Source organism: Insolitispirillum peregrinum (assembly GCF_900156605.1).
GTDB classification, from domain to species: Bacteria; Pseudomonadota; Alphaproteobacteria; order Rhodospirillales; family Rhodospirillaceae; genus Insolitispirillum; species Insolitispirillum peregrinum.
This window is the reverse complement of record NZ_FTOA01000003.1, coordinates 1-14,263: the sequence shown is the minus strand read 5'-3', so window position 1 is coordinate 14,263 and position 14,263 is coordinate 1. Positions and strand designations below refer to the sequence as shown.

Sequence of the window (14,263 nt, the reverse complement as noted above, 5' to 3'; positions counted from 1 at the left end):
AGGCGAAAAAAGGGCCTGCCAGGTCAACCGGCAGGCCAGCGGACAAAACGGCTTACCAGGGAACCGCCGGATAGTTCATCTTGGCGGTCGCCGCATTGGCCGGCCACACCAGTTCCACCCGGTCGCCCTGATGCTGCCCCATGCGATGGGTGAAGTTCGGGTTGTCACCGTTCTTGTCAAAGGTTACGTCGCCGATCATCGTCGGGGTGGTGGTGGCGCGCAGTTCGCGGGCGATTTCACCGGCTTCGATCTTGCCGTCGTTGTCATGGGCGCGGGCGATGGCATCGATCAGCAGCATGGTCTGCACATAACCGAACTGTTGCAGGTAATCCGGCTCGCGGTTGTACTTGTTCATGTAGGCGGCGGCGAAATCCTGTGCTTCCCCCCCCTTGAACACCACCGGATAGGGCAGCGGCGAGGTGCCATAGACCCCTTGCACCTGATCATGGAATTCCTTGTTCATCTGGGCGGTGGCCAGCGACCACACTCCGACCATCGCCTTGACGTCCGGCTTCAGCACCGCACCGGCACGCAGGATGCCGATATAGTCGTTTTCATAACCGATCATCGCCACCACTTCGGGCCGGTCCTGCAACTTGACCTTGTTCATGATCGGCTTGAAGTCGGTGGTGGTGTCGTCGAATTCGTGCGAGGTGATCTTGATGCCCTTGTCGGTCAGTGCCTTTTGCACATAGGTCGCCATCGCGGCGGTGGCTTCCTTGTTGGAATAAAGGATCGCCACCGACTTGGCCCCCATCGTCTCAATCAGGCCGACCATCGCCTTGCCATAGCCATCGGCATTGTTGATGCGGAAAAAGGAGTCGAGGCCGCGCTGGGTCAGTTCGGGGGCCACCCCGCCAGAGGTCATGTACACCAGCCCGGCCTTGGCCGCCGCTTCGGACGCCGGGCCGATGATGTTCGAGCCATAGCCGCCGGTGATCGCCACCACATGGTCCGAGGCCAGCTTTTCCACCGCCGCCACCGCCTTGGCCGGGTTGGTTTCATCATCGATGGTCTGCACCGAGAAATGATGCTGACCGGCATACTTGGCATTCGCCAGATCAATGGCGATGGCAATGCCTTCGCTCATGCCGGTGCCGACGCGGGCCAGCTTGCCGGTCAGCGGCAGCTCCGAGCCCAGCACGAACTCTGCCGCCATCGCCGGAGAGGCCATCATCACCGCGCCAACGGCACAGCAGGCCAGCAACGCACGACGCTTCGACAGCACGGCAGAGGTAAAACGCTTCATCATGGACAGGTCCTCCCTGGATGATCCCGCGCCCTGCTTTTCGGGGACTGACGGGATGCCTTTTTGTGGACGAGGCGCCGTTTTGGCGCATTTTTGGCACGAGCCGCCCCATCACAGGCCCAACAGGGCCTGCGTCGCGGACATGCGGTACGGATCAGAACGGGTCCTTTATTGCGCCCCGCCACAGCGGAGCGGTCTTGCTTACTCCATCCCCATCTGCCGACGGATTGCCGCAGCAACCTGCACCAGACGGGGGCCGATATCGTCAATCAGCCGTTCAAACGGCAGCATGTAGGCCGGGCCTCCGCAGTTGAGGGCAAAGGCCAGACCGCCCTCACCCACCCCCAGCGGCACACCGACCGCGTTGACCTCTGACTTCCAGTCTCCGCTTGCTTACTCCATCCCCATCTGCCGACGGATTGCCGCAGCAACCTGCACCAGACGGGGGCCGATATCGTCAATCAGCCGTTCAAACGGCAGCATGTAGGCCGGGCCTCCGCAGTTGAGGGCAAAGGCCAGACCGCCCTCACCCACCCCCAGCGGCACACCGACCGCGTTGACCTCTGACTTCCAGTCTCCGGCGGACAAACAGAAGCCCCGGTTGGCAATGTCGGTCTTCGCCTGCTCCAGCCCGCGCAGGGCCTCGGGCCAGCGATCGCCTTCGTGCCTGGCCAGACTGGCAAACAGACCAGCCTGCTCGGCGGGTGGCAGCGCGCTCAGGTAGGCCCGCCCTATCGCCGAGGTGCTCAGTTTCAGATGCGAGCCGACATCGAGCGCCAACATGATCGCACTGTCGCCCCGGCAGCATTCCAGATAGACCATGCTCAACTGGTCACGGGTGCCCAGCGCCACCGACAGGCCGGAATAGGTCGCCAGTTCCTGCAGGAACGGGCGGGCAATCCGCCGCATGCCCATCGCCCCCAGCGCGGTAAAGCCCAGCGACAGCACCCCGACCCCCAGAGCGTATTTCCCCACATCGGACAAATGCTCGAGATAACCCAGCCGCGACAGGGTATAGGTCAGGCGCGAGACGGTCGGCTTGGGCAAACCGGTGCGTTCGGCCAATTGCTGGTTGCCCAGCGGACCATCGCCGGGGCGAAAGGCCCGCAGCACATCCAGCCCGCGCGCCAGCGCGGTGACGAACTGGCTGTCGCGCTCAGCGGGATCGGCCCCCTCAGGGAGCACGGTTTCTGTATGGGCTTCCAGCATTTCACCCCGTCGTTTCATCGTCTCGTCCCCCCGAGTGTGGCGTGTAACCGGCGGCTTACCATAAACCGTCCGGGCATTCCCTTTTACCTCGCAGGGACAAGCAGCGAACATCTTTTTGAGTGCTGATCGACAGCCTGACATGCTCCTTACAGAACGTCAATATTTCGGAATTGATTTTCGCATAGCGAAATTATGGGGTCACACCCGTTCCAGAATCACCGCGATCCCCTGACCGATGCCGATGCACATCGACACCAGCGCATAGCGCCCGCCGGTCTGTTCCAGATGCCGCAGCGCCGACAGCGCAATGCGGATGCCCGACGCTCCCAGCGGATGGCCCACCGTAATCGCCCCACCGTTGGGGTTCAGGCGCGGATCCGCCGGGTCCAGCCCAAGCTGCTGACAGCAACCGAGCACCTGACTGGCGAAGGCTTCGTTGATTTCGATAACGTCCATCTGCGCCAGCGTCAGCCCGGCGCGCTGCAACGCCTTGCGGGCTGCCGGAACCGGTCCCAGCCCCATCACCCGGGGCGGCACCCCGGCGACGGCCCCGGTGACAATCCGCCCACGCGGCGTCGCCCCGACCGCCTCGCCAGCAGCCCGCGAAGCCACCAGAAGCGCCCCAGCCCCGTCGTTGATCCCCGAGGCATTGCCCGCCGTCACCACCCCACCGGCAAACAGTGGCCGCAAGCTGGACAAACTGGCGGCGTCGGTCTGCGGACGCGGATGCTCGTCGTCGGCCACCAGACGCGGCGGCGTCTTGCGGCCGGTGCTAACCGCAATCGGCTGGATTTCGTCGGTAAAGAACCCCCGCGCCAGTGCAGCGGCATATTTCTGCTGCGATGCCAGCGCGAAGGCATCGGCGGCCTCGCGGCTGATCGCCAGATCGGCGGCAATGTTGTCAGCCGTTTCCGGCATGCTGTCGGCCCCGTGTTCACTGGTCAGCGCCGGATTGGGAAAGCGCGCCCCCATGGTGGTGTCATACATCTGGCTGGAGCGGGAATAGGCGCTGTCGGCCTTGGCCAGCACGAACGGTGCCCGGCTCATGCCTTCGACGCCCCCGGCGATGAACACCTCGCCTTCACCGCAGCGCACCGCGCGGGCGGTATCGAGCAACGCCGCCAGACCGCTGCCGCACAGCCGGTTGACCGTCAGCCCGGCCACCCCGACCGGCAACCCGGCCAGCAACGCCGCATTCCGCCCGACATTGCGGCTGTCTTCCCCGGCCTGATTGGTGCAGCCGACAATCACGTCCTCGATGCTGTCCGCCGCAAACGGCGACCGTGCCACCACCGCCCGCATCACCTGCGCCAGCAGATCATCGGTGCGCACCGATGCCAGCGCACCGGCATGACGTCCAAACGGCGAGCGCAGGCCGTCGTACACAAAAGCGTCTGTCATTACGATAACCCTTGTCCAAAAGAAGGAAGGAGGTGCCCGTTACGCTGCCCGCACCGGTGTCGCCGGAGTCGCCAGCGACACCCCCAGCCCGGCTCGCCGCCGCAGCCACAGGCTGGGGCGATAGCGCATGTCGCCGGTCCGCGCCTGCATGGCTTCCAGAATGCGCAAGACCCGTTGAGGTCCAACGGCATCGCCCAGCCGCAGCGGGCCATGCGGATAGCCAAGCCCCAGTTCCACCGCCGTATTGATGTCGTCCGGCGAGGCGACCTTTTGCTGGGCAATCTCGCAGCCGACATTGACGATCGCCGCCACCATCCGCTGGGCGATGAAGCCGGGGCTGTCTTCGATCACCGTCACCGCGCTGCCATCGGCAGCCAGCAGGGCGTGTATCTGGTCACGGCAGGCGACGTCGGTCAGCGGGGTCAGCATCATCGTCCGCCGTCCGCGCAGGCCGAACAGCATGTCCACCGCCACCACCCGCGCCGGGTCCAGCCCCTGCGCCAGCCCGCACGAGGTGGCATCGTCGCCATAGGGCATCACCACGCACACCGCCTGTGCCGAGGGGCGGTCGCCAGACTCCAGCGCCCCACCGGCGGCCTGCACCATCGCCCGCACCGCCTCGCGGTCCACCGGATCACCCGCACCAATCCACACCGACACGCCACCAGCAACGGGAACCGCCGGTTCGGGCGGCATTGCCTGCACCCCGTCGGGATAGCAGTAGAACCCCTCTCCGCTTTTCCGACCGAGCAGACCGGCGGCCAGCCGCTGGGCGGTCAGATAGCCGGGGCGATAGCGCGGTTCCTGATAGTACTGGTGATAGATGCTTTCCATCACCGCATGCGACACATCCAGCCCGGTCAGGTCGAGCAACTGGAACGGCCCCATGCGGAACCCGGCAGCCTCGACCATCACCCGGTCAACATCGGCAACCGAGGCCACCCCTTCGCTGACGATCCGTACCGCTTCGGTCCCAAAGGCCCGCCCGGCGTGGTTGACCAGAAAGCCGGGGGTGTCGGTGGCACGGACCGGGCGGTGACCGAGGCGACCGGCCAGGGTAATAAGTGCCTCGACCACCGCGTCGTCCGTGACCGTGCCACCGATCACTTCCACGATCCGCATCAGCGGAACGGGATTGAAGAAATGAAATCCGGCCACCCGCCCGGGACGGCGAGCCGCCGCCGCAATCGCCGTCACCGACAGCGACGAAGTGTTGGTGGCCACAATGCAGTCATCCGATACGGCCGCTTCCAGTCCGGCCAGCACCGCATGCTTGATCTCCAGCCGCTCGGCCACCGCTTCGACCACCACATGACAACCGGCGAAGGCGCCATAGCCGGTATCCGGCCCGGCATCGGTGACCACCAGACGCGCCAGTGCCGCCTCGAGCTGCTCCGCCGTCAGCGTGCCCTTGTCGGCCTTGCGGCGCAGCATTCCGGCAACGAAGTCGCGCGCCTCCTGCGCCGCCTGCGGACGGGCATCGGCCAGCAGCACGGTCACCCCCGCTTCGGCAGCAATCTGGGCAATGCCACGCCCCATGATCCCGGCCCCGACGATCCCGAGGGTGGTATCCCCCGCCTGCATCTGCATCACAAGATCGCTCATTGTTGCGGCTCCCCGGCGGGCTGGTTGAAGCGGGCCGGGCGCTTTTCGATGAACGCCGCCATGCCTTCCTTTTGATCGGCGGTGTCGAACAGCAACTGAAAAGCCTGCCGCTCCAGCCGCAACCCGGCCTCCAGCGGGCCATCCAGCCCGGCCAACACCACTTCCTTGATCTTGCGCGCCGCCATCCGGGGCAGCGCGGCGATGGTCTGCGCCAGAGCCACCGCCCGCGCCAGCACCGCCTCATCAGCCACCACTTCGGTGATCAACCCCATTGCCAGCGCCTCGGCGGCGCTGACCGGCTCGCCGGTGAGCAGGATTTTCATCGCCCGCGCCTTGCCGACCGCCCGCGTCAGCCGCTGGGTGCCACCGGCTCCCGGCATGATGCCGACCCGGATTTCCGGCTGGCCGAATTTTGCCGATTCGCCCGCAATGATCATGTCGGCGTGCATCGCCAGTTCACAACCGCCGCCCAGCGCCCAGCCGTTGACCGCCGCAATCAGCGGCTTGGGGAAATCCTTGATCGGGGCCCAGCTGCGTTCGCTGGCCCGCGCCACCATCTCGCCCGGCGACGCGGTGGCCATCGCCTTGATGTCGGCCCCGGCGGCGAACACTGTCGGGCCGCCGGTCAGCACCACGCAGGCCACCTGCGGGTCATCAGCCAGAGCATGGAAATGCTCGGCCAGTTCCTGCCGCAGCGCCGGGCTGAGGGCGTTGCGCACGTCGGGGCGGTTGAGGCGCAGCACCGCCACCCCATCCTCTGAAAGTTCCAGCACGGTCTGGCGTTCGATGCCGTCCACTGCGGTTTCCTCCCATCTGTTGGTTCTGGCTTTCGGCGATTTTAATTTCGCATGGTGAAAACCAATTTCGTATTCTTGACGGGCATCGTAGTTCGTGCCACCGTCTGCATCAACAGTTTTTTGAAACTGATTTTCACGATACGAAACATCACAAGACAAAACACGAGGAAACACACGATGGCTCTGGACCCGGAAACCCTCTCCCAACTGCTCGATACCGTCCGCCGCTTTGTGGACAACCGCCTGCGCCCGCTGGAAGCCAAAGTGGCCGAAGACGACGCCATTCCGGCCGAAGTGGTGCAGGACATGCGCGACATGGGCCTGTTCGGCATGTCGATCCCCGAAGCCTATGGCGGGCTGGGGTTGGCGATGAGCGAAGAAGTGCAGATTGCCTTCCTGCTGGGGCGCACCTCACCCGCTTTCCGCTCGCTGATGGGCACCAACAACGGCATCGGCTCGCAGGGGATCGTGATTGACGGCACCGACGAGCAAAAGAGCCACTACCTGCCGCGCCTCGCCTCGGGCGAGCTGATCGGCTCGTTCTGCCTGACCGAACCGGGCAGCGGATCGGACGCCGGGTCCCTGCGCACCAGCGCCCGCCGCAATGGCGATGATTTCCTGATCAACGGCACCAAGCGTTACATCACCAACGCCCCCGAAGCCGGGGTGTTCACCGTCTTTGCCCGCACCAATCCCGACAGCCGCGACGCCAGCGGCGTTTCGGCCTTTGTTGTCGATGCCAACCTGCCGGGCATCTCCCTCGGCCCCAATGACCACAAGATGGGGCAAAAGGGCGCGCACACCTGCGATGTCATCTTTGACAACGTGCGGGTACCGGTCTCGGCGATCATCGGCGGCGAAGCCCGCCTGCATCAGGGCTTCAAGACGGCGATGAAGGTGCTCGACCGGGGCCGCCTGCACATCGGCTCGGTCTGCGTCGGGGTGGCCGAACGCCTGATCGAAGACAGCCTGCGCTACAGCCTGGAACGCGAGCAGTTCGGCAAGCCGATTGGCGAGTTCCAGTTGATTCAGGCGATGCTGGCCGACAGCAAGGCCGAAGCCTATGCCGCCCGCTGCATGGTCGAAGAAACCGCCCGCCGCAAGGATCAGGGCATCGACGTCAGCACCGAAGCCGCCTGTTGCAAGATGTATGCGAGCGAAATGGTCGGTCGGGTGGCCGATCGGGCGGTACAGATTCACGGCGGCGCAGGCTATATTGCCGATTACGGAATCGAGCGTTTCTATCGCGATGTGCGCCTGTTCCGCATTTACGAAGGCACCACCCAGATTCAGCAACTGGTGATCGCCCGCAACATGTTGAAGGACGCGCGGACATGGTAACAGCCCCCCTGCCCGAGCTGCCTCGCCGCCTGCACCTGCTGGCCGACCGCTGGCGGGCTGAACGGCCACAGGCGGTGGCGTTGATCGACCACGACGGCCAGACGCTGACCTTTGCCCAACTGGGCGAGGCCAGCGATGCCGCCGTCACCCTGCTGGAGGCCGCGGGCGTCCGTGGTGGTGACCGCGTTTTGCTGGTCAACGAAAACTGCGCCGCCCTCGCGGCGATGATTCTGGCCTGTTCCCGGCTGGATGCATGGGCGGTGGTGGTCAATGCCCGCATCCCGGCGGTGGAAATCGACCGGATCGAGCAGCATTGCACCCCGCGCGCGCTGGTGTTCACCCCCCAGACCTCCCGCGATGCCGCCGCCCATGGTGCCCGCCATCAGGCCGACGACCATTCCCTGCCCCACGCCGGAACGGTGCTGATCGCCGGGCAGCGTCCGGCCACCCCCGAGCCGGTGGAGGACAGCAACGCCGATCAGGTGGCGGCGATGATCTACACCTCGGGGACCACCGGCACCCCCAAGGGCGTGATGCTGACCCATCGCGGCCTGCTGTACATCGCCACCATTTCCGGCCAGCAACGCGGCCTGACCACCGCCGACCATGTCTATGCGGTGCTGCCGATCAGCCATGTGTTCGGCCTGGCCTCGACCTTCCTCGGCACCCTCAAGGCCGGTGGGATGCTGGAGATGGTGCCGCGCTTTGATCCCCGCCATCTGGCGCGGGCGCTGGAAAACGGCGTGACCGTTTTTCAGGGGGTTCCGGCGATGTATGCCAAGCTGCTGGAGCATCTGGAAGCCGAAGGCCGTGCCCTGAAGGCGCCGCACCTGCGCTACATGTCATCGGGGGGAGCACCGCTCGATCTGGAGTGGAAACGGCGAATCGAGGGACTGTTCGGCACCGCCCTCAACAACGGCTATGGCCTGACCGAAGCCTCGCCGACCGTTTCCCAGACCCTGATCCCGTCACCGCGCGATGATGACAGCATCGGCCCACCGTTGCCGCATGTCGAGGTGCGCTTCATCGACCAGCTCACCGGCGATGATGTCGCCCCCGGCGAGATCGGTGAACTGTGGGTACGCGGTCCGAACGTGATGAAGGGCTATTACAACGACCCGATTGCCACCCGCGCCACCGTCACCGCCGACGGCTGGCTGAAAACCGGCGACCTGTGCCGACAGGGGCCGGACGGGGCGCTGTTCCTGGTCGGGCGGTGCAAGGAACTGATCATCCGCTCGGGCTTTAACGTCTATCCGCCCGAAGTCGAAACCGCGCTGAACGCCCATCCGCTGGTGATTCAGAGCGCGGTGGTCGGGCGGCGCATCCCCGGCAACGAGGAGGTGATTGCCTTTGTCGAGCTGTCACCCGGCAGTCAACTGGACGAAGACGCCTTAAAAGCCTTCATTCACGACCGGCTGGCACCGTATAAACGGCCTCAGCGCATTTTTATCGTTCCGGCCATGCCAGCCAGCGCCACCGGGAAAATCCAGAAACACCATCTGGTCCTGGCCGCTGACCGGCTGTGCGGAGCCAGTGACATCCCGGAAAGGCTATAGCGGTCATGGACGAGAATCTTCTGTGGGAACAAAACAGTGCCAGCGGGTTTTCCCGCCTGCTGGGCTACCGGATCACCGAATGGGAACAGGGCCGGGCGGTGGTCGAAATGACCCTGCGCCCGGAACACCTCAACCGGGCCGGTCTTCCCCACGGCGGATTGCTCACCACCCTGCTCGATACGGTCAGCGGCTATGCCGGGTGCCATTGCCCGGTGCCGGGAAACGTGCGTCGCACGCTCACCCTGTCGCTGACCACCAACTTCATCGGCATCGCCAAGGGTCAGCACCTGCGCGCCGAAGGGCTGGTCAGCGGCGGCGGCAGCAAGATCTTTTTCACCTCGGCCAGCATCCACGATGAACACGACTCGCTGATTGCCACCGCCAGCGGCACCTTTCGCTATCATCGCGGCAGCGAGAGCAGGGACGGCCAGCCGCGTGCATAATAAAAAAGCAGGGACGTGGAGCGCTGCTCCACACCTCGCCGGGGCCGCAAGGCCCCGGACCCCGTTCTGTTGATCACCATATCTCTCATTTTAATGGATATGTGCATCATTCCTGTGCTAAATGCCATCTTTGTGCATTTTTTCGGCAATCACGGGTGATTGTCCCTTTACAGGATAAGGATCAGGCTCGATGCAGAGCGAGCAGAACGACAGCCTCAGCCGGGGCCTGTCCAACCGACACATTCAGTTGATCGCGCTGGGCGGGGCGATCGGGACCGGGTTGTTCCTCGGGGTGGCACAAACCATCAAACTGGCTGGCCCGTCAATCCTGCTCGGCTATCTGGTCGCCGGGATCATTGCCTTTCTGATCATGCGCCAACTGGCGGAAATGGTCGTTGATACCCCGGTGGCGGGCTCGTTCAGCCACTTTGCCTATACCTATTGGGGCAATTTCGCCGGGTTCCTGTCCGGCTGGAATTACTGGGTGCTGTACGTGCTGGTCAGCATGGCCGAACTGACCGCCATCGGCATTTATGTGCAGTACTGGTGGCCCGACATCCCCACCTGGGCCTCGGCACTGGCCTTTTTCGTGGTGATCAACATCATCAACCTGCTGCACGTCAAGCTGTTCGGCGAGATGGAATTCTGGTTTTCCATCATCAAGGTTGCCGCCATTGTCAGCATGATCCTGTTCGGCCTGTGGCTGCTGTTCAGCGGCAGCGGCGGCCCGCAGACCTCGGTCAGCAACCTGTGGGCGCTGGGCGGCTTCCTGCCCAACGGCCTCGGCGGGCTGGCGCTGGCGATGGCCCCGATCATGTTCTCGTTCGGCGGTCTGGAGCTGGTCGGCATCACCGCCGCCGAAGCCCGTGACCCGCAGACCACCATCCCCAAAGCCACCAATCAGGTGATCTATCGCATCCTGATTTTCTACGTCGGCGCGCTGGCCGTCCTGCTGTCGTTGTACCCGTGGACGCAGGTGCAGGAGGGCGGCAGCCCGTTCGTGCTGATTTTCCAGTCGCTCGACAACGGGCTGGTGGCCACCGTGCTGAACGTGGTGGTTCTGACCGCCGCCCTGTCGGTGTACAATAGCTGCGTTTACTGCAACAGCCGGATGCTGTTCGGTCTGGCCCTGCAAAAGAATGCTCCGCAGGTGCTGACCCGCGTCAACAAGCGCGGCGTGCCGGTGCCCGCGCTGGCGGTGTCGGCGGTGGCAACAGCCATTTGTGTGCTGATCAACTATCTGATGCCCGGCAAGGCGTTCGGGTTGCTGATGATGCTGGTGGTTGCCGCGCTGGTGATCAACTGGGGCATGATCAGCCTGACCCACCTGAAATTCCGCCGCCACCTGCGCCAGCAGAACCGGCAGAGCAGTTTCCGCAGCCCGTGGCATCCACTGACCAACTACCTGTGCCTGCTGTTCATGGCCGGAATTCTGGTGGTGATGATGATGACCCCGGACATGACCCTCGCGGTGTGGGTGATGCCGGGATGGATCGTGGCGCTGGGGGTGCTGTACGCCCTGCGCACCCGGTTTGCACCGGTTCAACGCTGAGAAAAGGCGCTGGCTGATCATGAAACCCGTCGCCCTTGATGACCACGACCGCCGGATTCTGGCGCTGTTGCGCGGCAATGGCCGCCTCAGCAATCAGGATCTGGCCGACAGGATCGGCCTGTCCACCTCGCAATGCTCGCGCCGCCGGATTGCGCTGGAACAGTCGGGGATGATCCTTGGCTATTACGCCCAGATTTCCCCGCTGGCCGACAGCACGCCGATGGTCGGCATGGTCGAGGTCCGCATGGTCAGCCACGCCCCGCAGGCGGTGGCCGCCCTGATGGCCTTCATCGAGCGGGAAGCGGCCATCCGTGACGTGTTCAAGATCACCGGCGACTATGACTACCTGCTGAAAATTGCCGCCGCTGACCTGCCGGACATGAGCCGCCTGATCAGCGAGCTGGCCTCGCTCAGCGCCAGCGTCAGCCATGTGCGGACGGCGGTGGTGCTGGAGCGGGTAAAGGAAAACGGCCACCTGCCGGTTACGTCTCCGTCCTCTGCCTCTTCCGATCCGAGCATGGGAGCCACTCCATGAGCCAGACCACCACCGTCCCCAAAGTTCCCCATACCCTGATCGAAGACGTGATGGCCCTGCTGGTCGGCAGCCTGATCGTGTCGTTCGGCGTGATGCTGATCAAGGCCTCCGGCACCCTGACCGGCGGCACCGCCGGGCTGGCGGTGCTGTTGCACCACGTCCTCGGCGTCCGCTTTGGGGTGGTATTCTTCACCCTCAACCTGCCGTTCTACTATCTGGCCTTCAAGCGGATGGGGCTGGATTTCGTCATCAAGACCTTTTGCGCCATCGCACTGGTGTCGCTGTTCAGTGAACTGCATCCACAATTCATCCAGTTGGGCGACATCAACCCGTTCTATGCCGCCGTGATGGGCAATGTGGCGATGGGTCTGGGATTCATTGCCCTGTTCCGTCACCGCTCCAGCCTTGGCGGCTTCAACATGCTGGCCCTGTACCTGCAGGACCGCTACGGTATCCGGGCGGGCAAGGTGCAGATGGCGCTGGACTTTACCATCCTGATCGCCTCGCTGTTTCTGGTGTCGTGGCCGCTGCTGGTGGCGTCGGTCATCGGAGCCTTTGCGCTGAACCTGATCATCCTGATGAATCACCGCCCGAACCGTTATCTGGCGTGATCCGTTCCCCCCTTGCATGAGTGCGAGCCAACCATGTTCAATCATGTCGATGCCTATGCCGGTGACCCGATCCTGTCGCTGATGGAAGCCTTCCGTGCCGACAGCCGTCCGGCGAAAGTCAATCTCAGCATTGGTCTTTACTACAACGATCAGGGCATCGTGCCGCTGCCGCAGGCGCTGGTCGAAGCCCAGAGCCAACTGGCCGCCCGCCCGGCCGAAGCCAAGCTGTACCTGCCGATGGAAGGCATGGCCAGCTACCGCGACGGCGTGCAGGCGCTGTTGTTCGGCGCGGACTCGGCGGCCCGCACCGACGGACGGATTGCCACCATCCAGACCCTGGGCGGATCAGGCGCGCTGAAGGTCGGGGCCGATTTCCTGCGCCGCTATTTCCCGCAGTCCGAAGTCTGGGTCAGCAACCCGACCTGGGACAACCATGTCGCCATCTTTGAAGGCGCCGGGTTCAAAACCCACACCTACCCCTATTTTGACCCGCAGACCTGCGGCGTTGACATCGACGGCATGCTGGCCGCCCTGCAACAGCTTCCGGCGCAGAGCATCGTCCTGTTGCACCCCTGCTGCCACAACCCGACCGGCTCGGACCTGACCCCGGGCCAGTGGGATCAGGTGATCCGCGTGGTGTGCGAGCGCAACCTGATTGCCTTCATGGACATCGCCTATCAGGGCTTTGGCGGCGGCATGGACGACGATGCCTATGCCATCCGCGCTCTGGCCGCCACCGGCCAGCCGTTCCTGGTCAGCAACTCGTTCTCCAAGATTTTCTCGCTGTACGGTGAACGCGTCGGGGGCCTGTCCATCGTCTGCGACACCGCCGAGGCCGCCCAGCGGGTGCTGGGGCAGTTGAAGGCCACCGTCCGCCGCAACTACTCCAGCCCGCCGACCACCGGCGCGGCGCTGGTCGATATCGTGCTGCGCGACGAAGCCCTGAAAGCCTCGTGGCTGGCCGAAGTCGAACAGATGCGCACCCGCATCATCGCCATGCGCACCCAACTGGTCGATGCGCTGAAGCAGGCCCTGCCACAGCGCAACTTTGACTATCTGGTGCAGCAGCGCGGCATGTTCAGCTACACCGGTCTCAGCGCCGCACAGGTCGACCGCCTGCGCGACGAGTTCGGCATCTATCTGGTGCGCAGTGGCCGTATCTGCGTCGCTGGCCTGAACAGCCGCAACGTCGAGCGGGTGGCACAGGCGTTTGCGCAGGTTTGTCAGGGGTAAGACCACCGGCGGACAGGCTAAAGGAATGGGGATGGTGCCGTTTGGCATCATCCCTTTTTGTTGGTACGGTCAAGTATCAGGCCAATCGGAGATTATCTTTCATTTTTCTGCACTCACATAATCCAAACCACACAATTGTCCTCGCTACAGGTCTTAATTCCCCTACTTGAATAGATGGAAAATTTTCTCTATTAGATTGTTTGGGTATGGATAGTTAAAACAGGTGAGGCTGTTGCAATGACCGATACATCTATTGGTGGAAATTTCGCTTCTGCAAATGAAGAACAAATTATAAACACTGCCGTGTCCGGCGAGCAGACCGAGCCTTCGGTAACGGTTCTGGCCGATGGCGGCTGGGTTGTGGTGTGGCAGTCGAAGGATCAGGACGGCAGCGGCTGGGGGATTTACGGCCAGCGCTTTAACGCCGATGGCACCCGGTCGGGCGACGAACTCCGGGTCAACAGCCTGACGGCGGGCGATCAGACGGTGCCGTCGGTGGCGGCGCTGGCCGATGGCGGCTATGTGGTGGCCTGGACCGGGGCGGGCAACGACAAGGACATTTACCTGCAGCGCTACAACGCCAGCGGAGCGGCCGTCAACACGCAGGTGACCGTCAATCTGGTGGCCACCAGCGCGCAGGATTTCCCGACGGTTTGTGGTCTGCCCGACGGCGGCTATGTGGTGGCCTGGAGCTCGCTGGGGCAGGACAATCTGTCAGAAGCGGACCG

Annotated in this window: 14 protein-coding genes; 8 read left to right on the top strand and 6 right to left on the bottom strand. The window is 63.9% G+C overall.

Features of this window, described 5'->3' with window-relative positions; genetic code table 11:
* Window positions 1-52 precede the first annotated feature (52 nt).
* From BW995_RS07895 to BW995_RS07875, 6 genes are all read right to left on the bottom strand, one after another.
* The gene (locus BW995_RS07895; protein WP_245821342.1) at window positions 53-1,252 is read right to left on the bottom strand and encodes an ABC transporter substrate-binding protein; all 1,200 of its coding nucleotides are present in this window, start codon (window positions 1,250-1,252) and stop codon (window positions 53-55) included.
* Between the two features lie 198 nt (window positions 1,253-1,450).
* Complete coding sequence (locus BW995_RS20755) at window positions 1,451-1,603, bottom strand: hypothetical protein (RefSeq protein WP_175617024.1); 153 nt, start codon at window positions 1,601-1,603, stop codon at window positions 1,451-1,453.
* A 39-nt stretch (window positions 1,604-1,642) separates the two neighbouring features.
* A complete protein-coding gene (locus BW995_RS07890; RefSeq protein ID WP_084194676.1) occupies window positions 1,643-2,476 on the bottom strand; it encodes an IclR family transcriptional regulator in 834 nt (277 codons plus the stop codon).
* 180 nt (window positions 2,477-2,656) lie between these two features.
* Complete coding sequence (locus BW995_RS07885; RefSeq protein ID WP_076399676.1) at window positions 2,657-3,859, bottom strand: 3-oxoadipyl-CoA thiolase; 1,203 nt, start codon at window positions 3,857-3,859, stop codon at window positions 2,657-2,659.
* A gap of 39 nt (window positions 3,860-3,898) precedes the next feature.
* A complete protein-coding gene (locus BW995_RS07880) occupies window positions 3,899-5,464 on the bottom strand; it encodes a 3-hydroxyacyl-CoA dehydrogenase (RefSeq protein ID WP_245821341.1) in 1,566 nt (521 codons plus the stop codon).
* A complete protein-coding gene (locus BW995_RS07875; protein WP_076399675.1) occupies window positions 5,461-6,261 on the bottom strand; it encodes an enoyl-CoA hydratase-related protein in 801 nt (266 codons plus the stop codon). Before BW995_RS07875 ends, BW995_RS07880 begins: the two co-directional genes overlap by 4 nt.
* Before the next feature lie 177 nt (window positions 6,262-6,438).
* On the opposite strand from BW995_RS07875, the gene BW995_RS07870 reads away from it, so the two are divergent.
* The 8 genes from BW995_RS07870 to BW995_RS07835 form a co-directional block, all read left to right on the top strand.
* Window positions 6,439-7,602: an acyl-CoA dehydrogenase family protein gene (locus BW995_RS07870; protein WP_076399674.1), complete on the top strand. Its 1,164-nt coding sequence runs from the start codon at window positions 6,439-6,441 to the stop codon at window positions 7,600-7,602.
* Complete coding sequence (locus BW995_RS07865; protein ID WP_076399673.1) at window positions 7,596-9,161, top strand: class I adenylate-forming enzyme family protein; 1,566 nt, start codon at window positions 7,596-7,598, stop codon at window positions 9,159-9,161. Before BW995_RS07870 ends, BW995_RS07865 begins: the two co-directional genes overlap by 7 nt.
* Window positions 9,162-9,166: 5 nt before the next feature.
* The gene (locus tag BW995_RS07860; protein WP_076399672.1) at window positions 9,167-9,604 is read left to right on the top strand and encodes a PaaI family thioesterase; all 438 of its coding nucleotides are present in this window, start codon (window positions 9,167-9,169) and stop codon (window positions 9,602-9,604) included.
* 190 nt (window positions 9,605-9,794) lie between these two features.
* Window positions 9,795-11,156, top strand: a complete 1,362-nt coding sequence (locus BW995_RS07855; RefSeq protein ID WP_076399671.1) for an amino acid permease — start codon at window positions 9,795-9,797, stop codon at window positions 11,154-11,156.
* Between the two features lie 19 nt (window positions 11,157-11,175).
* The gene (locus tag BW995_RS07850) at window positions 11,176-11,691 is read left to right on the top strand and encodes an Lrp/AsnC family transcriptional regulator (RefSeq protein WP_076399670.1); all 516 of its coding nucleotides are present in this window, start codon (window positions 11,176-11,178) and stop codon (window positions 11,689-11,691) included.
* Window positions 11,688-12,302 (top strand): YitT family protein, encoded by a 615-nt coding sequence (locus tag BW995_RS07845; RefSeq protein ID WP_076399669.1) that lies wholly within the window; start codon window positions 11,688-11,690, stop codon window positions 12,300-12,302. The genes BW995_RS07850 and BW995_RS07845 overlap by 4 nt, the downstream gene beginning before the upstream one ends.
* A gap of 33 nt (window positions 12,303-12,335) precedes the next feature.
* The gene (locus BW995_RS07840; protein ID WP_076399668.1) at window positions 12,336-13,535 is read left to right on the top strand and encodes an amino acid aminotransferase; all 1,200 of its coding nucleotides are present in this window, start codon (window positions 12,336-12,338) and stop codon (window positions 13,533-13,535) included.
* Between the two features lie 237 nt (window positions 13,536-13,772).
* Window positions 13,773-14,263, top strand: a 491-nt coding sequence (locus BW995_RS07835; RefSeq protein WP_217696059.1) for a hypothetical protein, incomplete at its 3' end; no start/stop codon positions are given.

What these genes read in the sequence shown, in the direction of transcription:
- BW995_RS07890 (WP_084194676.1), bottom strand. Translation starts at nt 2,476, where the DNA reads ATGAAACGACGGGGTGAAATGCTGGAAGCCCATACAGAAACCGTGCTC.
- BW995_RS07860 (WP_076399672.1), top strand. Translation starts at nt 9,167, where the DNA reads ATGGACGAGAATCTTCTGTGGGAACAAAACAGTGCCAGCGGGTTTTCC.
- BW995_RS07840 (WP_076399668.1), top strand. Translation starts at nt 12,336, where the DNA reads ATGTTCAATCATGTCGATGCCTATGCCGGTGACCCGATCCTGTCGCTG.
- BW995_RS07865 (WP_076399673.1), top strand. Translation starts at nt 7,596, where the DNA reads ATGGTAACAGCCCCCCTGCCCGAGCTGCCTCGCCGCCTGCACCTGCTG.
- BW995_RS07845 (WP_076399669.1), top strand. Translation starts at nt 11,688, where the DNA reads ATGAGCCAGACCACCACCGTCCCCAAAGTTCCCCATACCCTGATCGAA.
- BW995_RS07895 (WP_245821342.1), bottom strand. Translation starts at nt 1,252, where the DNA reads ATGATGAAGCGTTTTACCTCTGCCGTGCTGTCGAAGCGTCGTGCGTTG.
- BW995_RS07880 (WP_245821341.1), bottom strand. Translation starts at nt 5,464, where the DNA reads ATGAGCGATCTTGTGATGCAGATGCAGGCGGGGGATACCACCCTCGGG.
- BW995_RS07855 (WP_076399671.1), top strand. Translation starts at nt 9,795, where the DNA reads ATGCAGAGCGAGCAGAACGACAGCCTCAGCCGGGGCCTGTCCAACCGA.
- BW995_RS07885 (WP_076399676.1), bottom strand. Translation starts at nt 3,859, where the DNA reads ATGACAGACGCTTTTGTGTACGACGGCCTGCGCTCGCCGTTTGGACGT.
- BW995_RS07870 (WP_076399674.1), top strand. Translation starts at nt 6,439, where the DNA reads ATGGCTCTGGACCCGGAAACCCTCTCCCAACTGCTCGATACCGTCCGC.
- BW995_RS07850 (WP_076399670.1), top strand. Translation starts at nt 11,176, where the DNA reads ATGAAACCCGTCGCCCTTGATGACCACGACCGCCGGATTCTGGCGCTG.